General features: G+C 38.7%; 18 protein-coding genes and 3 tRNA genes. 8 read left to right on the top strand and 13 right to left on the bottom strand.

Annotation, left to right across the window (positions count from 1 at the left end; translation table 11 throughout):
• Nucleotides 1-454: 454 nt before the first annotated feature.
• From H5084_RS11945 to grpE, 9 genes are all read right to left on the bottom strand, one after another.
• A tRNA-Leu gene (locus tag H5084_RS11945) sits at nt 455-540 on the bottom strand.
• Between the two features lie 11 nt (nt 541-551).
• Nucleotides 552-625, bottom strand: a tRNA-Cys gene (locus H5084_RS11940).
• 8 nt (nt 626-633) lie between these two features.
• Nucleotides 634-709 (bottom strand) — tRNA-Gly (locus H5084_RS11935).
• 161 nt (nt 710-870) lie between these two features.
• Nucleotides 871-1,425 (bottom strand): CDP-diacylglycerol--glycerol-3-phosphate 3-phosphatidyltransferase, encoded by a 555-nt coding sequence (pgsA, locus tag H5084_RS11930; protein WP_028868866.1) that lies wholly within the window; start codon nt 1,423-1,425, stop codon nt 871-873.
• A 428-nt stretch (nt 1,426-1,853) separates the two neighbouring features.
• Entirely contained in the window at nt 1,854-3,686 is a 1,833-nt protein-coding gene (gene uvrC, locus H5084_RS11925) for an excinuclease ABC subunit UvrC (RefSeq protein ID WP_182690606.1), read from the bottom strand.
• A gap of 112 nt (nt 3,687-3,798) precedes the next feature.
• Entirely contained in the window at nt 3,799-4,443 is a 645-nt protein-coding gene (gene uvrY / locus H5084_RS11920; protein WP_028868868.1) for a UvrY/SirA/GacA family response regulator transcription factor, read from the bottom strand.
• A gap of 630 nt (nt 4,444-5,073) precedes the next feature.
• Nucleotides 5,074-6,195, bottom strand: a complete 1,122-nt coding sequence (gene dnaJ, locus H5084_RS11915) for a molecular chaperone DnaJ (protein ID WP_182690605.1) — start codon at nt 6,193-6,195, stop codon at nt 5,074-5,076.
• Between the two features lie 103 nt (nt 6,196-6,298).
• Complete coding sequence (gene dnaK, locus H5084_RS11910; RefSeq protein WP_182690604.1) at nt 6,299-8,218, bottom strand: molecular chaperone DnaK; 1,920 nt, start codon at nt 8,216-8,218, stop codon at nt 6,299-6,301.
• 413 nt (nt 8,219-8,631) lie between these two features.
• A complete protein-coding gene (gene grpE / locus H5084_RS11905; RefSeq protein ID WP_028866976.1) occupies nt 8,632-9,240 on the bottom strand; it encodes a nucleotide exchange factor GrpE in 609 nt (202 codons plus the stop codon).
• Nucleotides 9,241-9,380: 140 nt separating this feature from the next.
• Between grpE and nadK the strand changes: the two genes are divergently transcribed.
• The 8 genes from nadK (at nt 9,381) to ychF (ending at nt 17,860) form a co-directional block, all read left to right on the top strand.
• Complete coding sequence (gene nadK, locus H5084_RS11900; RefSeq protein WP_182690603.1) at nt 9,381-10,280, top strand: NAD(+) kinase; 900 nt, start codon at nt 9,381-9,383, stop codon at nt 10,278-10,280.
• Nucleotides 10,281-10,815: 535 nt separating this feature from the next.
• The gene (gene recN, locus H5084_RS11895) at nt 10,816-12,495 is read left to right on the top strand and encodes a DNA repair protein RecN (protein ID WP_182690602.1); all 1,680 of its coding nucleotides are present in this window, start codon (nt 10,816-10,818) and stop codon (nt 12,493-12,495) included.
• A 262-nt stretch (nt 12,496-12,757) separates the two neighbouring features.
• The gene (lolB, locus tag H5084_RS11890; protein ID WP_182690601.1) at nt 12,758-13,372 is read left to right on the top strand and encodes a lipoprotein insertase outer membrane protein LolB; all 615 of its coding nucleotides are present in this window, start codon (nt 12,758-12,760) and stop codon (nt 13,370-13,372) included.
• An 11-nt stretch (nt 13,373-13,383) separates the two neighbouring features.
• On the top strand, nt 13,384-14,241 hold the full coding sequence (gene ispE, locus H5084_RS11885; protein ID WP_182690600.1) for a 4-(cytidine 5'-diphospho)-2-C-methyl-D-erythritol kinase: 858 nt from the start codon (nt 13,384-13,386) through the stop codon (nt 14,239-14,241).
• Nucleotides 14,242-14,322: 81 nt separating this feature from the next.
• Nucleotides 14,323-15,270 (top strand): ribose-phosphate pyrophosphokinase, encoded by a 948-nt coding sequence (locus H5084_RS11880; protein ID WP_028866980.1) that lies wholly within the window; start codon nt 14,323-14,325, stop codon nt 15,268-15,270.
• A gap of 258 nt (nt 15,271-15,528) precedes the next feature.
• Entirely contained in the window at nt 15,529-16,152 is a 624-nt protein-coding gene (locus tag H5084_RS11875) for a 50S ribosomal protein L25/general stress protein Ctc (RefSeq protein ID WP_028866981.1), read from the top strand.
• A gap of 2 nt (nt 16,153-16,154) precedes the next feature.
• Complete coding sequence (pth, locus tag H5084_RS11870) at nt 16,155-16,745, top strand: aminoacyl-tRNA hydrolase (protein WP_028866982.1); 591 nt, start codon at nt 16,155-16,157, stop codon at nt 16,743-16,745.
• A gap of 23 nt (nt 16,746-16,768) precedes the next feature.
• A complete protein-coding gene (gene ychF / locus H5084_RS11865; RefSeq protein WP_182690599.1) occupies nt 16,769-17,860 on the top strand; it encodes a redox-regulated ATPase YchF in 1,092 nt (363 codons plus the stop codon).
• Nucleotides 17,861-17,985: 125 nt separating this feature from the next.
• Here the strand turns inward: ychF and H5084_RS11860 are convergent, their stop codons facing one another.
• From H5084_RS11860 to sbcD, 4 genes are all read right to left on the bottom strand, one after another.
• Nucleotides 17,986-18,864: a diguanylate cyclase gene (locus H5084_RS11860; protein WP_182690598.1), complete on the bottom strand. Its 879-nt coding sequence runs from the start codon at nt 18,862-18,864 to the stop codon at nt 17,986-17,988.
• 149 nt (nt 18,865-19,013) lie between these two features.
• Nucleotides 19,014-19,799, bottom strand: a complete 786-nt coding sequence (locus H5084_RS11855) for a DeoR/GlpR family DNA-binding transcription regulator (protein ID WP_245600336.1) — start codon at nt 19,797-19,799, stop codon at nt 19,014-19,016.
• 152 nt (nt 19,800-19,951) lie between these two features.
• Nucleotides 19,952-23,653: an AAA family ATPase gene (locus H5084_RS11850; RefSeq protein ID WP_182690597.1), complete on the bottom strand. Its 3,702-nt coding sequence runs from the start codon at nt 23,651-23,653 to the stop codon at nt 19,952-19,954.
• Nucleotides 23,650-24,858: an exonuclease subunit SbcD gene (gene sbcD, locus H5084_RS11845; RefSeq protein ID WP_182690596.1), complete on the bottom strand. Its 1,209-nt coding sequence runs from the start codon at nt 24,856-24,858 to the stop codon at nt 23,650-23,652. Before sbcD ends, H5084_RS11850 begins: the two co-directional genes overlap by 4 nt.
• Nucleotides 24,859-24,936: the final 78 nt, after the last annotated feature.

The raw sequence follows: 24,936 nt of genomic DNA, 5'->3' as shown, positions 1-24,936 counted from the left end.
ATCAACGCCTTGCTATCATCCATTTTCCCTAACGCCTAAATAGACCATTTATTTATCCAGATGGGTATAACTGTTCTGCTCAGCCATTTCTCTCAACTTCTTTCAAAAAAGATCTTTCAAGCAACACTTTTATTAGACACTCTAACTTCAAGTATAAAAAACAGCTTTAAACTAATTAATTTATAAAATGGTTTTCCGAAGAGGGACTTGAACCGTCACTACCAGAATTAGATGCGGGGTTTGTCATCAAAGAGCGGATATATTAGAGACTCAAATTTTAGATATAAAAAAACCAGCTATAAGCTGGTTCTTTTATGAAATTGGTGCCCGGAGACGGACTTGAACCGTCACGACCAGAATTAGATGCGGGGGTTTGTCATCAAAGAGCGGATATATTAGAAGCTCAAATTTTAGATATAAAAAAACCAGCTATAAGCTGGTTCTTTTATGAAATTGGTGCCCGGAGACGGACTTGAACCGTCACGACCATAAGTCGAGGGATTTTAAATCCCTTGTGTCTACCGATTTCACCACCCGGGCAAAGATTGTAATGGAGGCGGAACCCGGAGTCGAACCGAGGTGGATGGATTTGCAATCCACTGCATGGCCACTCTGCCATTCCGCCAAAACATTTGGAGCGGTACACGAGACTCGAACTCGTGACCCCGACCTTGGCAAGGTCGTGCTCTACCAACTGAGCTAGTACCGCATCACTATGTTTATCTCAAGAAGAAGCAGAAACTGTTTCCCCTCTCGATGTGTGCGCATTCTAATGATTCTTCACAATGAGTCAATAGATATTATCGACTTTTTTACTTCTTTTAACTCGTTCGACGTTTTTTTAGACGAAGCGTTTACATATTCAGCAATTTACAGCTCATTACTCTTTTTAAGTAACGGCCAAGCAGCAGCAAGATAAACAATCATTGACCATAGCGTTAATGCTGTTGCTACATATAAGAAAGTAAAGCCTACCCATTCCATTTCTACCGAATGTTGCCAAATTAACAAAAACAATGCCAACATTTGCGATGCGGTTTTAACTTTACCAATAGATGAAACAGCGACACTTGCTCGCTCACCCAATTCAGCCATCCATTCACGTAATGCAGAAATAATAATCTCGCGACAAATCATAATCATTGCAGGTACAGTTATCCAGATAACCGAATAATGTTCAACAATCATCACTAACGCAACGGCTACCATAATTTTATCTGCGACGGGATCTAAAAATGCGCCAAAGGGAGTTTGTTGATTTAAACGACGTGCTAAATAACCATCTAACCAATCAGTTATGCCTGCTAACCAAAAAATAAACGTGGCAAGGGGTGCTGACCAAGATATCGGTAGATAAAAAATAACTACAAATACAGGGATCAGAAGAATTCGAAAACAGGTCAATAAATTGGGAATGTTGAGCATTAAAATATCCTTTAAGGTAAGCCAGCTTATTTTTGCATTTTATGGTTTACATTTGCAAATGCTTAACTCATAAAGTAGGCAATTAATAGCAATATATTTCAGCTTACAAAATGAATCACCTACATCTGCCTTGATAAAGAGAGATAGATCAAAAAATACAGAGCTGTTAATACAATGCACTCATTAATGACGCTCAAATATCATTTAAGAAACCAATACCATTATTTTCATTGAAGTGTATCGCAATGATATTGCAAAATGATGTTCAAAAGTTAAAAGCTGTTAATTAATAGGTAAGAGTTAAGTCCAGTTAATCTTTAAGCATTACCTATTAAAGTGAGAAGAAGCGAGCTGGATTGCCCTCACTTAATCTTATAAACTTTTAAAGCGAGTATCGCTTATGACAACTCACTTGTACGCAAGCAATGCTAATGATGCAAAACTTCATGAATCGTTTCGGCCAAACTTTTGCTTATTCCATTTAATTTGGCTAACTCATCAATACTGGCAGATTTCACGCCCTGTAAACCGCCGAAATGATTGAGTAGCATTTGGCGTCGTTTAGCGCCTACACCTGCAATCCCTTCTAGCGTACTCGTCCGCCTTACTTTATCTCGTTGCTGACGATGCCCCATGATAGCAAAGCGATGCGATTCATCTCGAATCTGCTGAATCAAGTGTAAGGCTGGAGAAGCACTGTCTATTTCTAATATTTCATGGCTGTCAGCCAAAATAAGTGTTTCTTCACCCGCTTTACGTGCAACACCTTTAGCGATACCAATCAACAGTGGGTATTTATCCGGGAAGTTATGCTCAAGTGAACTAACAATCGTTTCAGCTTGACTCAATTGCCCTAAACCACCGTCAATAAAGATAATATCAGGCGTTGTTTCTGCACTTTGTAAATCTTTAAAGCGACGTGCTAATACTTGCCCCATTGCCGCGTAATCATCCCCAGGAGTGATTCCAGTAATATTAAAGCGACGGTAATCAGATTTTTTAGCTCCTTCACGGTTAAAGACAACACAGGAAGCCACTGTTTTTTCACCCATCATATGTGAAATATCGTAACATTCCATACGTTGAATAGGCTCGGTCAGCTCTAGTTTTTCTTCGAGTAAGTTATAACGTTGTAGAATGGATTTTTGCTGACTTAAGTGCGTGCTTAAGGCTACATTGGCATTAGTTTTCGCTAATTTAGTAAAGCGTAAGCGCTCGCCTCGCATCACAATTTTAAGTTTAGTTTTATAGCCACTATGTTCTGAGAACAGCTCCTCAAAAATTTCTCGATCAGTAAAATCATCACTTAATAATATTTCACGGGGAATGGCACGACCATTTTGGCCAGATAAATAAAATTGACTCAAAAAGCTACTGAGCACTTCTTCTTCAGAACTATTTTTTGGCACTTTAGGGAAATAATTACGACTACCTAATACACGCCCCTGTCGAACAAATAACATATGAATACTGGCAACACCATGTTGATAGCTAAAACCTAATACATCTAATTGTTCAACTTCGCCGCTCACCCACTGTTGCTCTTGTACTTTTTTCAAGGATTGAATTTGGTCGCGTCTTACGGCCGCTTTTTCAAACTCTAATGCTCGGCTCGCAGACTCCATCTCAGTCACTAATTCTTCAATTACATGCTGACTTTTACCCTGTAGGAAGGCGGTCGCCAAATCGACTTGATGTGCATACTCCTGCTCAGGCATAGCATTCACACAGGGCCCTAAACAACGCTTTAATTGATATTGTAAACAAGGACGAGAACGGTTTTTATAATAGCTATCTTCACATTGACGTATAGGAAACAGTTTTTGCATTAAATGCAGGCTTTCGCGCACAGCCCCGCCACTTGGATAAGGTCCAAAATAAGTACCTTTACGTTTTTTATTTTGCGAACGCACTAGGGTTAGCTGCGGATGCTTATGGTCGCTTAAAAATAAATAAGGGTAAGATTTATCATCACGTAACAGCACATTATATTTAGGTTTGTGCTGCTTGATGAAGTTATGCTCAAGGATCAACGCTTCCGTTTCGGTATGCGTGATAGTGACTTCTATACGAACAATATGACTTACTAACGCCAATGTTTTAGGGTGTTTTTGAGTTAGGCTGAAATAACTACTTAAGCGTTTTTTAAGATTTTTAGCTTTACCAATATAGATGATTTGATCTTTATCATCGAACATACGGTACACACCGGGTTCAGTGGTCACTGTTTTTAAAAATGCATCTGAATTAAATTTGCTCATAAGCAGAATGTCGCTCACCGGTAAAGTTTAGTCGTTGATTAAGTGTAAACTGAGGATATAAAAAAGCACCTTAATATAAGGTGCTTTTTGTATTTTTTAACAAAGTATTTGTTTATAGCGTATCCGCATCCAGCATTCCATAACGAATAGCCAAATGAGTCAACTCTACATCTCCATGTACTCCTAATTTATCAAATAGACGATAGCGGTAACTATTGATAGTTTTAGGGCTGAGACTTAATTGCTCAGAGATATCAACAACACGCTGTCCCTTGGTGATCATGATCATGATCTGTAGTTCGCGCTCAGACAACACACGAAATGGATCTTCATCATTAGGTGACAACTGTGATAATGCCATTTGTTGTGCAATTTCAGGCGTTAAATAACGCTGTCCTGAATGCACAATACGAATTGCATTTAACACTTCCTCAGGGCAAGCACCTTTACTTAAATAACCAGCTGCACCTGCTTGCATTACTTTGGTTGGAAATGGATTTTCAGTATGCATGGTTAGCATAATGATTTTAATATCTTCATTGATGCGCAAAATTTTATGCATCGCATCAAGTCCGCCAATACCTGGCATATTAATATCCATTAAAATTACATCTGGTTCATTACTACGGCACCACTTAACAGCGTCTTCTCCGCTTTCAGCTTCGCCAATTACTTTCATGCCTCGAACATCATCAATGATACGGCTTATCCCTGTACGAACTAATTCATGGTCATCGACCAGCAGGATATTTATCACTAAACTTCTCCGTATGAGTAAAGAATTACTCATGATACTAATATGAGCTAATACTAATTGTAACAATTTAATACGCTATTTTAGTTGTTAAAATAGTTTACTTTTTGGTGATAACTTTAATAAAAGGAATACTCACTTATAGTAACCTACACCTCAAACTAAACTCTCTTTCCGCGTAAAAATTTAAAACGTATATTTAATACAACCGGTATAACACTGATTTAACGTGCGACATATTACCCAAGCTACAACATATCGTATAATTAAAATGTACGATTTGTTAAGCACTTAACAATTGTAACATTAGACAAGTGGCATTCGCTCCATTATATCAAACGATTTAAAGACTCAACCTGAACTTGCACCGTTATGTATGCGGTTATCTTTGCTACTTAATTATTCATTGTTAGATTCAGGAATAAAACTCAACGTAAAAATAAACATCAAAATAGCGCAGATTATTACAGTATTTAAATCGAATGTTAGCCAATACTAATAGCCTAAGATCGCTAAATCAAGCGCTTACTATTTGCTACTTTTTGATAAAAATCAGCACTTTTTCTGTTAGATAATTTATTATCAGGCATAAAAAAGGCCGCTCGAAAGCGACCCATCCTATCATGAAATAGGTTATTTACTTATATCGTCAAAGAATGTTTTTAAACTATTCAAAAAACCTTCTGATTTAGGTTGGTGCTTTTTGCTGCTACCTGATCCCAGTGAGTTTTCAAACTCTTTTAACAATTCACGCTGTTTGCTTGATAATTTAACTGGTGTTTCAATAGTCACTTTACACATTAAATCACCCGTAGAGTGACTACGCACTGATTTAACACCTTTATTGCGCATACGGAACATACGTCCAGTTTGCGTTTCTGCAGGTATTTTCAGTTTCACGCGACCATCTAAAGTAGGAACTTCAATTTCCCCTCCTAATGCCGCTTCAGTAAAGCTAATGGGTACTTCACAATATAAATCATTGCCGTCGCGCTCAAATACATCATGCGGACGTACATTCATCTGTACATACAAGTCACCAGCAGGTGCACCTTGCTCTCCCGCTTCACCTTCACCGCTTAAACGGATACGGTCACCAGTATCAACACCGGCTGGGATTTTAACTGATAAGGTTTTACTGCGCTCGTAACGGCCTTCACCGTGACACTTGTTACATGGGTCAGTGATAATTTTACCTTTACCACGACAAGTAGGACAAGTTTGATTAACTGCAAAGAAACCTTGACGCATTTGTACTTGGCCTTGGCCGTGACAAGTGCCACAAGTTTTAGTATCTGTACCTTTCTTAGCACCAGAACCATTACACTGTTCACAATGTACTAATGTTGGAATTTGGATCTCTTTAGAGATACCTTTAACGGCCTCTTCTAATGTTAGCTCCATGTTGTAGCGTAGGTCTGAACCCTGTTGAGGACGCTGCGCACCACCACGGCGGCCACCACCAAAAATATCTCCGAATATATCGTCAAAACCGCCACCGCCGAAACCACCACCGCCGTGACCTTGCTGATTAACACCATCGTGGCCGTATTGATCAAATGCGGCTTTCTTTTGGGGATCGCTAAGAATTTCGTAAGCTTCTTTTACTTCCTTGAATTTTTCTTCTAGCGCATCGTCACCTTTAGTACGGTCTGGGTGGTACTTCATCGCTAGGCGTTTATAAGCTTTTTTAACTTCTTTCTCTGTCGCATCTCGGCTTAAACCAAGTACTTCATAACAATCTCGTTTAGACATGGTTATTTCTCAAATCTCTGTTTATTGAAAACAAACACGCGGATTATAGATAAATCCATAACCCGCGAGTTGAAACGATCTTACTTATTTAGGGGTTACCTAATTATTTTTTCTCGTCTTTTACTTCTTCAAACTCAGCATCAACGATATCATCATCTTGCTTAGCTTGTGCTTCTGGTTGTTCTGCACCGGCTTCACCAGCTTGTGCTTTTTGTTGAGCAACTTCAGCTAGTTTTTGTGATGCTTCAGCTAGCGCTTGCGTTTTAGTCTCAATTGCTTCTTTATCTTCGCTTTTAATTGCAGCTTCAAGTTCAGTTAACGCAGCTTCAATTTTTTCTTTATCGTCAGCTGGTAGTGCATCGCCTGCTTCTTCAATTTGTTTGCGAGTAGAGTGTACTAATGCATCACCTTGATTACGTGCAGTTACCATTTCTTCAAACTTTTTATCAGCATCAGCATTTGCTTCTGCGTCATTTACCATTTTTTCAATCTCTTCGTCAGATAGACCAGAGCTTGATTTAATCGTAATTTTTTGTTCTTGGTTAGTATCTTTATCTTTAGCAGATACGTGCAAGATACCATCAGCATCCATATCGAAAGTAACTTCGATTTGTGGTGCACCACGCGTTGCAGCACGAATACCTTCAAGGTTAAATTGACCTAGAGATTTATTATCCGCAGCTCGTTTACGCTCACCTTGAAGAATGTGAATGGTTACTGCACTTTGATTGTCTTCCGCAGTAGAGAATGTTTGTGACTGTTTAGTTGGGATAGTTGTATTTTTCTCGATAACTTTCGTTAATACGCCACCCATTGTTTCGATACCTAGAGATAACGGTGTAACGTCTAATAATAGAACGTCAGTTTTGTCACCAGAAAGTACAGCACCTTGAATCGCAGCACCCATTGCAACAGCTTCATCAGGGTTAACGTCTTTACGTGCCGCTTTGCCAAAGAACTCAGCAACTGCTGCTTGTACTAAAGGCATACGAGTTTGACCACCTACTAAGATAACATCATCGATGTCACCAACAGATAAGTCAGCATCTTTAAGTGCAATACGTAATGGCTCAAGTGTTGCTTTAACCATATCTTCAACTAAAGACTCTAATTTAGAACGAGTTACTTTAATGTTTAAATGTTTAGGACCTGATGCATCAGCAGTGATGTATGGCAGGTTGATGTCAGTTTGTTGTGCAGAAGAAAGCTCGATTTTTGCTTTTTCAGCCGCTTCTTTAACACGTTGCATCGCTAATGGATCTTTAGTTAGATCGAAGTTCTGGTCTTTTTGGAACTCTTTAACTAAGAAATTAATTAGACGGTTATCGAAATCTTCACCACCTAAGTGCGTATCACCATTAGTTGCTAATACTTCAAATGTTTTTTCGCCATCTACTTCATCGATTTCAATTATTGAAATATCGAAAGTACCGCCACCTAAGTCGTATACTGCAACAACACTGTCGCCTTTAGAGTTATTAACGCCGTAAGCAAATGCAGCAGCAGTTGGCTCATTGATGATACGTTTAACATCAAGACCAGCAATACGGCCAGCATCTTTAGTTGCTTGACGTTGTGCATCGTTAAAGTAAGCAGGTACTGTAATTACAGCGCCAGATACTTTTTCACCTAGGTAATCTTCTGCTGTTTTTTTCATTTTTTTCAATACTTCAGCAGAGATTTGTGGAGGTGCCATTTTATTGCCACGCGCTTCAACCCATGCATCACCATTATCAGCTTTTACAATTTTGTAAGGCATGATTTTGATATCGCGTTGTACTTCTTCATCTTCAAAGCGACGACCGATAAGACGTTTGATAGCAAATAAAGTATTTGTTGGGTTAGTTACAGATTGACGTTTAGCAGGTTGACCTACTAAGATTTCGCCATCTTCTGCATAAGCAATGATTGAAGGAGTAGTACGTTCGCCTTCTGCATTTTCAATGATTTTAGCTACATCGCCATCCAGTACAGAAACACATGAATTCGTAGTACCTAAATCAATACCGATAATTTTACCCATTTTAACTCTCTCCACACTTGTTAATGTTGTTACTTGTTTAGTTGACTAACTGCACGCTGGCAGTGTCTGTTCGATACTTTATATATAAGGGGCTATTTTTTTGTTTCAAGGGCTACAAGCAAAAAAAATGACTTTTTTTTAAATAATGCTTATTGCAAGAAACTACTAAGCCGCTTTATTGATTAAAATAGATGATTAAAACGCTGAATATTGATAAATAAACAGGCAATCACCCACTTGTCTCTATGCACAATATTGATTTAATCAATATCATTTAAAGCAATTTCTTTAACAGCCCCCTGCCTAACATTTAATAGTTAGGGCGATGTGGCCATAAAAAAAGGTGCTAACGCACCTTTTTATTCATTTTTATTTGAGCCGATATTTTTACAAGCTTTTAGCTTTCAAAAAAATTATTCTGCAGCTTTTGAAACCACAACCATGGCAGGGCGAATAACTTGACCGCCATTTAACTCATAACCTTTTTGCATAACAGCAACAACTTGGTTAGGCGCAACACCTTCAACCACTTGCATACTCATTGCTTGATGCTTTTCAGGATTTAATGTTTCACCGATCGGATCGATTTGTTGAATACCGATGCTTGCAATCGCTTTCAATAGCTCAGTTAAAGTCATTTCAACGCCCTCAACCATAGGTTTCAAGGTTTCATTCTCTTTATCTGCGTGTTGAATCGCTAATTCTAAGTGATCAACAACTGGCGTTAATGCATTCGCAAATGTTCTTAAAACAGATTTACGACGGTTTTCCGCATCAATGCCTGCTTTACGAATTTCGTTTTGAGAGAAAGCTTGAGCACGAATAACAAGATCTTTCTGCTCAGCTAATGCTTCTTCAGCCAAAGCTAATTTTTTAGTTAACGTTTCAATTTGAACAGCTTGCTCATCAACAACTTCAACAGCAACATCTTCAGTTATTGTTTCTGCATTTTGCTCGACAGCTTCTTCGCCTAAAACAGTTTCAATTGCTTCTTCAACAGTCTTTTTTTGTTCTTCGCTCATAATTCAATCCTACTTAATATTATTTGGGTCAATTTTATAAGTTCTATTATGGGGATAGTAATAATAGTTTCAAGCCTGTTAATAAAAACATTTATAACAGGTATACTGAAAATCATCACATTTTCGCAAGTAGGCATTCTATGAGTCAGGATAATCAGCAACAATCTGAATTTAAAACCATTGGGTTAATCGGCAAACCACAACACAGTGAAGCGCTACAGACACTAACTAGCCTGTACTATTTTTTAGAAGCTCGTGGTCATTCAATCATTGTTGACCTGCGTTTAGCTGATGACTTAGACCTACCACAAATACGCTATGAAGATTTAGTGGGGATTGGTCAAAAATGCGATTTAGCAATAGTCGTTGGCGGTGATGGATATATGTTAGGCGCCGCTAGAGTGCTTGCACGATTCGATATTTCAGTAATTGGTGTAAATAGAGGTAATTTAGGTTTTTTGACAGATTTAGATCCTGATAACTTCGAACAGCCACTTAGTGAGGTATTAGAAGGTAACTATCAAACTGAACATCGCTTTTTATTAGAAGCACAAGTGCATAGCCACGGTCATATGAAAAGCAGTAGTACAGCGGTTAATGAAGCGGTGTTACATCCTGATAAAATTGCACATATGATCGAATTTGAAGTATATGTTAACGACAACTTTATGATCAACCAACGTGCAGATGGCTTGATCCTATCGACTCCAACCGGTTCAACAGCTTATTCGCTGTCAGGAGGCGGCCCGATTTTAACGCCGAAACTGGATGCAATTAGTTTATTACCAATGTTTCCTCACACCCTTAACAGCCGCCCTATCGTTATTGATGCCAATAGTGTTGTGCGATTAAAAATGGCGCAATCAAATACGACAGAAATGCAAATCAGCTGCGACAGTCATGTTAATTTATCAGTGTTACCCGGTGATGAAGTCATTATTAAAAAGACACAGCATAAATTGCATTTGGTGCACCCTCAAAATTACAACTACTTTAACGTACTTCAAACTAAATTTGGTTGGGGTAATAAACTTTTTTAATATATTTAACTGACTAAAAATCAGTACAGGCCATCCTAGGAATGTACTGATTCAAGTAACCTAAGTTCTGGATAAGCAAAGCGATATCGCACCGTTATTCCAGCGGATTTCTTCGATAATTCGCCTTGAACTACGCAAAACTAACGGCACTATTTAATAGCCAAAAATATAATCTTATGACGTTATGATTTTAACTAACCTCAATTCCACTTTCATTAACCAAAATTAAAGTGTTCAGTTCAATTAGACCAGAATAAGTAATCCCCTCTAGCCAAATCAATCACCATTACCATTCGACCTCCCCTTTCATACTTATTTGTTATTAACCAAAACAACATTTCTGAATACATCGGAAAATGAACAGCATTAAAAAATTAACGAAAATTACACAAACAGCACTTTACTGTTTAAAAAAACAGTATTAAACTACAATCATAAGCTGTGTTTTTAAACAGTGCTTTTAAACCACTGTTTTTAACTAATGGTCATTTCGTTGTTAATATAATCGTTAAGATAATCATAGGATATCTATTTTATGCTAAGCCAATTAACTGTTCAGAACTTTGCAATTGTGAAATTTCTAGAGCTTGATTTTCACCAAGGCATGACCACAATCACTGGTGAAACAGGCGCAGGTAAATCAATTGCTATCGATGCATTAGGCCTATGTCTTGGTGACCGCGCGGATGCAAGCATGATCCGACAAGGTACGGATAAAGCAGAAGTCAGCGCACGCTTTAACCTAAGTGACACACCAAATGCACTTGCTTGGTTAAGTAATAACGATTTAGAAAATAGTCTCAGCGATAACCCTAACGAATGTTTATTACGTCGTATTATTACCAAAGAAGGACGCTCGCGTGCTTACGTTAATGCAACGCCGGTACCGCTTTCTCAATTAAAAAGTTTAGGTCAGCTATTAGTCAATATTCATGGTCAGCATGCACACCAAAGTTTATTACGCCCTGATATACAACTATCGATTATTGATGAATATGCCAATCATCAACAACTAGTACAAAAAGTAAAAGACACTTACCAAGGTTGCCACTTTCTAAAAAAACAATTGCAGCAACAACAGCTAAGTCAACAAGAAAAACAAGCTCGGAAACAGTTACTTGAATACCAAATTATTGAATTAGACGAGTTTGCATTAGCAGAGGACGAGTTTACAGAAATAGAGTCCGAGCATAAAAAATTAGCCAACAGTGGCGCGCTGCTAGAAAACACACAAATTAGCTTAAATTTATTAACGGATTCAGATGAAGTCGATGCACTAACGCTATTACAAAAAAGCATTTCATTACTTGAATCGCAAGTACAGCACGACAGCAAGCTTGAAAGTATTGTCACTTCGCTACAGGAAGCCGTGATTCAAATTGAAGAAGCAGGCTACGAATTACGTCAATACAGCGAACAACTAGAGCTGGACCCAGAGCAATTTGAGCAATTAGAGTCACGCTTAAGCCAGGCGCTGACATTAGCAAGGAAGCACCAAGTTCAGCCAGAAATGTTATATACGTTCCACCAAAAACTAAGCAAAGAATACCAACAACTTAATAATAGTGAAGCACAGATAGAGAAGCTAACGATGGATCTTGATAACGCAAAACAAGATTACATTAAACATGCACAAAAACTCAGCCAAAGCCGTCAACGTTACGCAAAAGAACTAAGTAAAAAAATTACTAAGAGCATCCAGAAACTTAATATGGCCGATGGTCAATTTGAAGTCGCAATGACTCAACACGGTGCTGATAGCCTGAGTCCTCTTGGTATTGATGGCATTGAATTCCAGGTTGCAGCTAATGCAGGGCAAGGCTTACAAAATTTAGGTAAAGTTGTATCGGGTGGTGAATTATCACGTATCAGCTTAGCGATTCAAGTGATCATCAGCCAACGCGTTTCAACACCAACGCTAATTTTTGATGAAGTTGATGTAGGTATCAGTGGCGCAACCGCCGCAGTAGTTGGTAATTTATTACGTCAATTAGGTGAAAGCACACAAATATTTTGTGTTACTCATTTACCGCAAGTAGCTGGTAATGGTCATCAACATATGATTGTTAATAAACATAGTGATGGTAAAAGTACCAATACTAATATGCAATTATTAGATGAATCAGAACGTATTCATGAACTCGCAAGGCTATTAGGCGGAGATAGTATTACCGAACATACATTAGCCAACGCAAAAGAATTGCTAATTTCATAGATAAGTTGATTGGTTAATTGTCTGCACTCATTCATTACCAATAAAATGCATTACTTATTCAAGGTAATGCATTACCTTTCATCTAGCCATTATGCGTTATTTCGCTTTCAATTAATTTACCAATGACAACGAACTATAAATCCAGCCAACAGATAAAATGAACGAATAAAATAATGAATGTTGAATCTGCGAAACAAAAGAACAAAGCGATCACTAAAATAGTTTGATATATTAAAACCACTTTTCTTGGCTGGCTTTAATAATGAAAAAATTACTTTCACTGATATTTATTATTACCCTCTCTGGTTGTTCTCAATTTAATAACTCAGATTCCGACGACAACGCGCTATTAACTAATCTGACTTGGGAACAGCAACAACAAACATTACAACAACTTGATCACTGGACACTCACCGGTAAGCTGGCTATTTTCCTTGAAACGGATCGCCAGAGTGCCAATATTTATTGGCAACAACAAGGTGATGATTATTCAATTCAACTAACTACTTTTATTGGTACCCGTATTTTACAGGTAACTAAAGATAAACAAGGTGTTGAGATAATCAATAATGATGATGAAGTGTTTACAGGGCAAGATGCCAACACATTAATTAAACAACTCTCCCCAGGTTTAGATCTCCCTATCGCTGCTTTACAACAATGGATCAAAGGTAACCCTGCTAATGCATCTTACCAACTAAATGATCAACAGCAAGTCAGTGAACTAGTGGGTTTAGATGCAAGCCAAAACCTTTGGGAGGTTGACTTCCAACAATATCAAGTTTTCTCTGGCACGGTTTTACCCACCAAAGTAAACCTTAAGCGCGATGATATTCGCGTCAAAATAGCTATTAATCAATGGAAAGTAGCAAACTAATCGAGTTTATTATGCGAATTGAATCTATCCGCTGGCCTGCACCAGCGAAGTTAAACCTTTTTTTATATATCACCGGGCAACGTGCCGACGGTTATCACGAATTACAAACCTTATTTCAGTTTATCGATCGTTGTGATCACCTCACCATAACCGCGAATGACAGTGGCAATATTAGCATCAGCCCTGCCCTCGAGAATGTGCCCCTAGAAAGTAACCTGATCTATAAAGCGGCGATGTTATTAAAAAAACATACAGGTTGTTCATTGGGAGCCAATATTGATTTAGAGAAAAATCTCCCAATGGGTGGCGGCTTAGGCGGCGGTTCATCTGATGCAGCGACAACCTTAGTCGCACTCAATTACCATTGGGATTTAAACTTAAGTGAACAGACCCTAGCTGAACTCGGCAAATCATTAGGCGCTGATGTACCTATTTTCATTCATGGAAAAGCCGCGATTGCCGAAGGTGTAGGTGAAATCTTACATTCAGTTCAACCGAAACAAGCTCATTATTTAGTGGCGATACCAGATTGCCATATCTCCACTCCTGAAGTATTTAAAAATCCATATTTAAAAAGGGATACAAAAAAGCTTCAACATGAGCAACTTATGACCAATAAATGGACAAATGATTGCGAACCTTGCGTCAAAAAACACTATCCTAAGGTTGCTAATACCATCGACTGGTTGCTAGAATACGCACCAACTCAAATGACAGGGACAGGGGCATGTGTGTTTAGCACATTTGACCATGCTAATGAAGCTGAGTTATTAGCACAACAAACGCCAAAATGGTTGAATTGCTTCACCGCGGAAGGCTTAAATACTTCACCTCTACGTGAATTATTATCTACAAAAAAATCAGACTAATTAGTTGAAATTTCAATTAATTACACTTGTTAATGACATTACGTTATTGACTAAATCAACAGGATGAAAGAGGTCCTCAAAGTGCCAAACATGAAACTATTTGCAGGTAACGCAACACCCGATCTAGCTCAGAAAATAGCAGATCGTCTTTTCATCAAATTAGGAAGCGCAGACGTAGGTCGTTTTAGTGATGGCGAAATTCACGTGCAAATTAATGAGAATGTTCGTGGTGATGATATTTTCATCGTGCAATCTACTTGTGCACCAACCAACGACAACTTAATGGAATTGATTGTAATGATCGATGCACTTCGTCGCGCATCAGCGGGTCGTATTACAGCCGTAATTCCATACTTTGGTTATGCTCGTCAAGATCGCCGTGTACGTTCAAGCCGTGTTCCAATTACTGCTAAAGTAGTTGCTGATTTCCTTTCAAATGTTGGCGTTGACCGTGTAATGACTGTTGATTTACATGCTGAACAAATTCAAGGTTTCTTCGATGTGCCTGTTGATAACGTATTTGGTAGCTCAGTGCTATTAGAAGATATGTTAGAGAAAAAACTAGAAAACCCAATGATTGTTTCTCCAGATATCGGTGGAGTAGTACGTGCACGCGCACACGCTAAACTATTAGATGATGCAGATTTAGCAATCATTGATAAACGTCGTCCTAAAGCAAATGTTGCTCAAGTTATGCATTTGATTGGTGATGTTGAAGGTCGTAACTGTATCATTGTGGACGATATGATCGATACAGGTGGTACATTATGTCAAGCAGCTGCTGCACTGAAAGAACGTGGCGCACTTTCTGTATATGCTTACGCAACACATGCGGTATTCTCTGGTTCTGCTGTTGAGAACATTAAAAACTCTGTAATTGATGAGTTTATTGTTACGGATTCTATCCCATTAACAGATGAAATCCTTGCTACTGGTAAAGTTAAGCAATTGACTTTAAGCGGTATGTTAGCTGAAGCTATACGCCGCGTGAGCAACGAAGAATCAATTTCTGCGATGTTCCATTACTAGGTTTCATGTTTTACTTTTATAACTAAGGAAGCAATGAGATAGTTACCCTCTCTTTGTGTTCTATTTTGAGAAGCGCTTATTTGTTATAAATAAGCGCTTTTTTTATGCATTTAATTTGTACAAAAGCGTTTACTGAGTTACTATGGCGCGCCTTTTTTATACACCCTAACGGGGAAAAAGGCGGTTATCGCTGGTCGCAAACGATAATCTATTTTAATTTGAAAAGACATTTTGTTTTTTCAACAATGGAGTTTTACCATGTCAATTACATTAGTAGCAACAAGCCGTACAGATTTAGGGAAAGGTGCGAGCCGCCGCCTACGTCACACAAACCAAACACCTGGTGTTGTATACGGTTCAGGAAAAGATCCTGTATCTCTTACTTTCGAACACAAAGAATTAATGAAAGTTGAATCTATTGAAGCATTTTACTCTTCAGTATTGAACTTAGAAATTGATGGTGTTTCTGAGCAAGTATTGCTTAAAGCTATTCAACGTCACTCTTTCAAAGAGCGTATCCAACATTTAGATCTTTTACGTGTTGATGCAACACATAAATTACAAACAACTGTACCACTTCACTTCTTAAACGAAGAAACTGCTACAGCTGTTAAAAATGGTGGCGTTATTGCTCACTTAGCAAATGAGTTAGAAGTAACTTGTTTACCAGCTGATTTACCTGCGTTCATCGAAGTTGATATCGCAAATGTTGAAATCGGCGGAACAGTTCACATCTCTGACATCACATTACCTAAAGGTGTTGAGTCTGTTGAGCTTACTAAAGGCGAAGAGCATGATTTACCAGTACTAGCTATCACAGCTAAGAAAGTAGCTGCTGAAGGCGAAGAAGAAGCAACAGAAGTAGCAGACGCTGCTGAGTAATCGTGTCAACTACGATTAAATTGCTTGTGGGCCTGGCTAATCCAGGCCCCGAATATGCAAATACTCGACACAATGCCGGACAATGGTACATACAACAACTCGCCTCACAAGAAAACATTCAGCTAAAACCTGAAGCAAAGTTTTTTGGTCTTACCGGTCGTATTCAGTTTGCGGGTAACGACATTCGTTTATTAGTTCCAACTACCTTTATGAATCTTAGTGGTAAAGCTGTTATCGCAATGGCAAAATTCTACCAAATTAAACCAGAAGAGATTTTAGTAGCCCATGACGAGTTAGACATTTCCCCGGGAGTAGCAAAGTTTAAACTGGGTGGCGGTCATGGTGGACATAATGGTTTGCGAGATATCATTTCCAAGTTAGGCAATAATAAAAATTTCTACCGTTTACGTATCGGCATCGGCCATCCGGGCGATAAAAGCCGTGTTAGCGGTTATGTACTTGGTAAAGCAACAAGTACTGAACAGAATTTGATCGAGCAAAGTATCGATGAAGCTGCGCGTTGCACACACATTTTAGGTGTTGACGGCATAGAAAAAGCGATGAATCGCTTACATAGCTTCAAAGCACAATAACAGTTAATTAATAGGATAAAATCATGGGTTTTAAATGTGGTATCGTTGGTTTACCCAATGTTGGTAAATCGACCCTTTTTAATGCATTAACAAAAGCAGGCATTGAAGCGGCTAACTTTCCTTTTTGTACAATCGAGCCAAATACTGGCATCGTTCCTGTACCTGATCCACGTTTAGATCAACTGGCTGCGATTGTAAATCCGCAGAAAGTTTTACCAACGACCATGGAATTTGTTGATATTGCCGGTTTAGTTGAAGGCGCATCAAAAGGTGAAGGTCTGGGTAATAAATTCCTAGCAAACATTCGTGAAACAGATGCCATCGGACATGTTGTGCGTTGTTTCCAAGATGACAATATCGTTCATGTAGCGGGTAAAATAGACCCACAGGAAGATATTGACATTATTAACACTGAATTAGCACTAGCTGACTTAGAAAGCTGTGACCGCGCTATTTTACGTTTAGGTAAAAAAGCCAAAGGCGGCGATAAAGACGCTAAATTTGAATTACCTATTCTAGAACGTATCAAAGCACATCTAGAAGCTGATGGTATGGTTCGTGGTTTAGAGTTTGAAAAAGAAGAGCGTGCGGCAATAGACTACCTAAGCTTTTTAACACTTAAACCAACTATGTACATTGCTAACGTTGCTGAAGATGGTTTTGAAGATAACCCATTCTTAGATAAAGTACGTGAAATTGCAGAAAAAGAAGGTGCGGTTGTTGTACCAGTGTGTGCTGCGATTGAATCTGAAATTGCAGAATTAGATGATGAAGATAAAGCTGAGTTTTTAGAAGGTATTGGTCAAAGTGAACCAGGCCTAAACCGCGTTATCTACAGCGGTTACGAACTATTACACCTACAAACTTACTTTACAGCAGGCGTTAAAGAAGTGCGCGCTTGGACTGTACCTGTTGGTGCAACAGCACCGCAAGCAGCGGGTAAAATCCATACTGATTTTGAACGTGGTTTCATCCGCGCTGAAATTATTAGCTTTGATGACTTTGTTGAATTTAAAGGTGAAGCTGGCGCAAAAGAAGCAGGTAAATGGCGTTTAGAAGGTAAATCGTACGTCACTAAAGACGGCGATGTTATTCACTTCCGCTTTAATGTTTAAAGGCTAATCTGCTTACTAAACATCAAAAGGCAACTTCGGTTGCCTTTTTTGTCTTTACTATACTGTTTTTACTGCTTAGCTTTTGCCGGCCACCGTTAATAACGATAAGTTGATAAAAGCCTTAATTACGCAATTTCTAATCTGTTTCTGCCATTCTTTTTCGCTTGATATAAAGCATCATCTGCACGCTTTAAAAAACGTCCAAAATTTTCATCTTGTTCTGATATTTTTGCCATACCGACACTGATAGTGACATTAATACTGTGTGGATTAAGTGATTCAATCGCATCCAATAAACCCACGGCTTTATTAAATGCCTCTTCATCTTCACAGGGATCAAATAGGATCACAAACTCTTCACCACCGGAGCGAGCAATCAAATCTTGATCGCTACAATCCTGCGCTAATGTTTCTGCAACGGCTTGTAAAACAATGTCACCAACCGCGTGGCCATGGGTATCATTGATCTTTTTGAAATGATCAATATCTATCATTAACACCCAAAGCGCAAAGTGATGACGTTTCGCGGTCAGCACCTCTCTTTCAGCAATATCCATTAAATAATGACGATTATATAAACCAGTTAATTGATCATGGAAAGCCATTTGATTGAGTTTATCTCTTTGCAATTTAAGCGTTAAATGGGTTTTAACGCGAGCCACCACAATCGCAGGTCGAATCGGTTTAGTTATGTAATCAACAGCGCCAATTAACAACCCCCTTTCTTCATCTTTCTCTGCGTCTAACCCCGTCAGAAAGATCACTGGAATAGCTGCCGTCAGTGGATTTTTCTTAAGCTGCTCGCAGACTTCATAACCATCCATATTCGGCATAGTTACATCTAATAAAATAAGATCAGGCTGAGGGTGTGTTTGTGCTATTTGCAAACATGCCGCGCCGTTTGTCGCGATACTAACTTGATGCAAATCTTTTAGACAAGAGGCTATTATTTTTAAGCTGACTTGCGAATCATCAACAATCAACACAGATTCATTCTTAGACATTATTTACTAAACTTCCTTCTATTTTTTGAATATTGTTTACTATTAGTCAGTTTAAAATAAAACATCCTTACTTTATTCCATTTACCAATATTGCAATTTATTGGCAAGTATAGCCCGATATAACTTAAACTAGTTTGCAGCTGATCGAGTTAATCTGCGCAAATTTTAATATCAATCCCCTGCTCTGAAAATAATGCTAATAGCTTAGGGTCTGAGCTTGAATCCGTTACTAGGCAATCAATTTTGTGCGCATCACACACTTTATGCGTCGCCATTTTACCTAATTTCAAATAGGACGCTAAGGTTACCACTTGCTCTGATTGCTCAATAATGGTGGATAATGTCTCCGCTTCATCAATATGATTAATGCTTAAACCTTGGCTTGGGTGCAAGGCGCACACACCTAAAAAACTACAGTCAAAATGAATCTTTCTTAACATAGCATTGGTGGTTGCACCAAGCGCCATTACTGAAGGTTTAAATATTTTCCCACCCAATAAAATAAGCTCAATATTATTATGATGGATAAGCTTAGTCGCCACCAGCGGACTTGGCGTGACCACGGTGAAATTAAAATGCGTCGGTAAATTCATTGCAAGTTGTAGGCAAGTGCTTCCTGAATCAATAAGGATCGTCTGTCCCTCTTTAATTAATGGAATAGCAGCTAGCGCAACACGTTGCTTTAAGGGGTCGACTTCTTCATGGCGTTGACGATACTCTTGGCTTTCATGCTGCAAAGGTAAAGCGCCACCATGCACACGACGCAATTGTTTAAGTTCATCTAATAACTTTAAATCCCGGCGTACCGTATCTTCTGACACACCTAATTGCAGGCTCAATTCAGTTGCATAAACACGGCCCAATTGACTTAATAATTCAAGAATCTTGCTGTGCCTTTGTTGTTGTAACATACTATCCCCTGCGTTTTTTTTCATGATCTTACTTGATTATGCAGTAATATCTATTAATTATTCAGTGTGTTGTGCGCGAAAACACCTGTTTCAACCGTTAAATCGTACTCTGTTTGCTTTGATACCTAACCGTTATGTACCTACAACCGGCTTTCCTAACCGATGCCCTGTACCTATTACGAATCAGTCCAATCACTCGAAGCAGTACTACCAATAAAATGATATTCAGGGGCTAATTGACTAAATCCGGCAGACGCGCCTTTACTGACGTGAATTTGATGATTAATACGCTCTTTTAGTGCATCCACATGAGAAATAATACCAATCAGTTTTCCAGAAGCATTAAGACGCTCAAGCGCCTCTAAAGCGACTTCTAAGGTATTTCCATCTAACGTGCCAAACCCTTCATCTAAAAATAACGATTCTATCTGCGTTTTATGACTTACTAAGTTTGATAACGCTAACGCCAAGCCTAAGCTCACTAAAAAGCTTTCACCGCCAGACAATGTTTTCACATCTCGCACTGTATTTGCTTGCCATAAATCAACCACTTGTAACGCTAGTTTGTCTTCTTGATTACGCTTTAATTGATAACGCTGGTGCAAATTCCCCATTTCTTGATTTGCTAATTGCACTAAGTTATCTAAGGTTAGCCCCTGTACAAACTCTCGATATTTATTGCCATCTGCAGCGCCAATCATCGTGTTTAAGAGCTGCCAATATTCCGCATGCTGTTGACGTTTTTGTTGCTCAGCGATAATGCCCGCTTGCTTCTGTTGATTAACTTTGTCGCTATTGAGCGTTGCTTTATCCGTTAACCACTGCTGATTAATGTCTTCATTTTGTTGCATATAACTCGCTAGTTTTAACTCTAATTCAGTGAGCGAGTCTTTACTCACTTGCTGTTTAATATGCGCTTGATGGCGCTCAGCTAACGCTGCTAATTTACTTCGATGACTAATGAGCTGTTCATTGAGTGTTGTTTGTAAAGTCTGTAACTGATTAATTTCTGATTCCGTTAACATTGCTCCCAGCAACGCTTTTTGGTCATCAAAATCGCTGGCTGCAAGTTTTTCAGCAAACAAACTTTGTTGATGTTCCTTCTCTAACTGTTGTTCTTCAAGTTGAGTGTTAAGCGATGATATCTGGCCAGATGATTCATTTTGTTTATTCAATAATGTTTGCTGTGTAGACAACGCCTGATCTCGCTGTTGTTCCGCTGCAACTTGCGCTTGTTTGATCTCATCCACTAATACTTGCTGTGGTTTATCACCAAACTGTTCAAGACGTTGTTGTTTATCTTTTGATAACTGTGCATCAATCAAGACCAAAGCTGCGCTTAACTCACTTGAAGCCGCTTTGATTTGATTTAACGCTTGATCCTTTAACAGCACACTTTGATTAAGTTGTTGTATCTCTTCAGATAACATTTTTGCCTGTTGTTTATCCTGTTCAAATTCTTTGATTTTTTGTTGTTGTGTCATTAACCAAGTTTGCGGCGAATCAAATAATTGCATCGCCTCTTCTTCGCTCAATAACGCAGTAATACTTTGTTTTTGTGTCGCCAATAACTCACTCTCTTGCACTAACTGATGTGCATTGGCATTGATATCGGCTTTTGCACTGGCGATGTTTTGCTCACAACTATTAAGCTTTTGTTGCTGTGCGCTTAGCTGTTGCTGTAACTGCTGCGCTTCATTCTGTGCTTTTTGTAATTGTTCATTGAATTGTTGTAACAAAATTTGCACATTGCTAAGTTTACCAAGCGTTTGCTTTAACTCAGGCAGTTGCTCACGTAATTGATTTAAACTTTGTTCAAGGTAAGGCTGTTGATACGCAGCTTTCCATTCTGCTAATAAAGCTTGTTGGGTGGTGTTCAGCTCCTCTAATTCATTGATCAAGTCAGAAAGCTGATCCTGTTGCGCTTTATAAGCTGATTGTACTCCCGCGTAATCACTACGTGCAGCGATTAATTCTTCCTCTTTATTTTGCAAACGTTTTTCAGTATTGCCATCATCTACAGGCTGATAATTTTCTAGTGCAGGATGATCTAATGAGCCGCATAACGGGCAAGCTTGATCAGGTTGAACCTGTTGCTGTAAGCCGGCCAAGCTTAAAATAATCTGTTCCTGTTTAAGCAAACGCTTTAAATCATCAACATTCTGCTTAAGGATTAATCCTTTATCTTTTAACTTCTGTAGCGTCAGGATCGTTTCCTGATGTTGTGTCTTTAAAAGATTAACTGCCTGCGTTTTCTTTGTATTAGTCTGATCATTCAATGCCATTTTTTCAGCTAATTGAATTTGTTGAGAAACAGTTTGTTGTTCATTGTATAACTGATTAATAGCGCTATTAAGCTGACTTGAATCCGTTAACTGATGTGCAGATAATAATTGCTCAATCTGTTGTTTTTTATCGCCGACCCACTGCTCAGCTTGTAACAGCTGCTGCCCGAGTAAAGTGCCTTTTTCTTGCTCGGTGGCGTGAATATTCTGCTGTGTGCTTAAATGCTCTGCTAATTGTTTATCTTTATTGTTGAGTGTTAATTGATTGTGTTGATGCTTAATGAAATCACTTATCTGATGCTCAACTAAAGGTAAGTTTTTCTGTAACTGCTCAAGCGTAGGCTGCGCAGCATTTTTCAACGCTAGGGCCGCTAAGTGTTTCTGTTTATCCTGTAAAGTCGATTGTTCCTGTAATAATGTACTTTGCTGTTGATCGATTTTTTCAATATAGGACGTCGCCGCTTGAGTTTTCTCTAATAAACTTTGTTCCGTTGATTTGATACTTAAATCAAGGGGAATCAACGACTTATTAATCTCGGTCAGCTGTTTTTCACTACGTGTAAAAACCTTCTCTTTAGCTTCAGAAAGCTCAGAGACCTTAAACGCTTGTAACTTTATTTCTTCTGCTAATTGATCCGCTTGTTGCTGTTTAACTGTGAGCGTGCTTTGTAACTGCAGGCATTTTTCAGTCACAGCCTGCAAATATTCGAAGCTTTGTTTTAAACGTTGTGCTTTTTCAGCTAACTGTAAACGGGCTTTATCTACTTCAAAATCATTCATTGCAGTTTGTGCTTGATCGAATTGTTGTTGTTGCTGTGCTAACTCTTTAGTTAATGACTGCGCCATTTGATGCCAGCGAATAGCTAACTCTAATGCCTTAACAGATTTATCATTCTCTGATTTTTTAGTCTCTAACAATGTAATATTTGCCTGTAACTGAGCCATCTCTTCTTCGGAAAGTAAGGTCAATACTTGCGACTGTGCACTTAGTACTTTCAACTCAGCTTGCACAATTTTATTTTGCTCAAAGACGTGTCTAGAGATTTGCGCGTAAATTTCTGTGCCCGTTAACTCTTCTAATAATTCACCACGCTCTTTGGCCGGAGCATTTAAAAAAGCAGCAAACCCACCTTGTGCTAACAACATAGATTTTGTGAAGCGAGAAAAATCTAATCCAGTTATCTCTACCACTTGCTTTAAAACGTCACTGACTTTACTGGCAATAATTTTTCCATTGTCATCGGCTAACTCAGCAAAGGGAGGCTGCAACTTACCTAACGCACTTTTTCTGGCTCGGCTTTGTCCCCAAAAAACTCGATACTTTTTACCTTTAACGGCAAACTCAACCTCTGCTTCACAATCCCCAGTGCCACGTGTCATTAACTCATTTTTGCTGTGGGTTATTTTATCCAAGCGCGGAGTTTGTTGATATAAAGCCAAACATAAAGCATCTAAAATAGTACTTTTACCCGCGCCCGTTTGCCCTGTGATCACAAATAATCCATTATCAACAAAAGCTTGCGATTGAAAATCTATTTTCCAATGGCCTTTTAATGAATTTAAATTTTTAAAACGTAAGCTACAAATTCTCATGATTGCGCCTCCACATCCGCTAGCACTTGTTTGTATAACAAGGTTAATTGTTCCTGCTGCACGTCGCTGAGATGCTCTTCGCTGCTTAACCGGTATTCAAATAACTGCGTAGGCGTTAACGTTTCAAGCGTCACACCTTGCTGTTCGCTCCATTGACTTGACTCATTCACCTGCGGGCTGCTCACTTTTAAAATATCAATACCACTATCAACTACGATTTCGTTTAATATCGACTGTAAATCTATCTCCACGTAAGCTTGCTTTAATTTCACTTCAACCCAAATTTCATCATCCTTTGACTCATCAGCTAGCCTCGTTAGTTGCTCACTTACCTGTTTTAAATCCCCGGTGATCACCATCAATGGCTGAAAACAAGGAATAGGATATTCATTAATAGTCAATTCAGAGCCATCAGTTTCAATAATAACCACTTGTTTTTGATGTTTACTTTCATCAAAACTTAATGGGATCGGTGAACCTGAATAACGAACAGTATTATTTTTTTGCACCATTTGAGAACGATGAAGATGACCGAGCGCAATATAATCAAACGCAGGGAATAAGGTTGAAGGAAAAGCCGTTAAGGTACCGATATAAATATCACGAACAGATTCAGTCACCGAACAACCAACGGCGGTTAAATGGCCGGTTGCCATTAGTAGTTGGTGTTGCTCGGTTTGTTTTTCTTTTGCTAACTGATATATGTCTTGATAGGTTTGCGCAATACCTTGTTGAAGGTTCATCTGCCTTTGTTTAGCGGATAACCCATGCTCGCCACTCATCACATCCGTTGCACGTAAAAAGGGTAAAGCACAAACCAGCCCTTTTTCACCTTTGCTATTACTTATTTCAATTATATGGTCGTTTAAATCTTCACTTAAACCTGCAAGCACAGCGACATTTAACGCGTTTAATAAAGACTTGCTTTCATTTAACACCGCAACGCTGTCATGGTTACCCGAAACAATCACTAACTGTGAACAATAACTCTGCTGTAATTGCACCACAAAGTCCGCATACAACTTACGCGCATAAGAAGCTGGTGAAGCACTATCGAAAATATCACCCGCGACAATCACAGCATCTACTTTTTGGTCATTCACTGTTTTGATTAACCAGGATAAAAATTGCTGATGTTCTTTCTCACGCGTTTTCATCATAAAATACTGGCCAAGGTGCCAATCTGAGGTGTGTAATATTTTCATGTTTCACTTTTCTTGGATTAAATGAGAGCCAGTTTATCTTTTTCAGCCATATAAAACTCTATTCCGCGTTGTTTTTGA

Origin of the sequence: Psychromonas sp. SR45-3, assembly GCF_014163575.1 — a bacterium.
In the GTDB taxonomy this organism is placed as follows: Bacteria; Pseudomonadota; Gammaproteobacteria; order Enterobacterales; family Psychromonadaceae; genus Psychromonas; species Psychromonas arctica.
The sequence above is the reverse complement of the archived record's forward strand: the minus strand, read 5'-3'. Positions and strand labels throughout refer to the sequence as shown.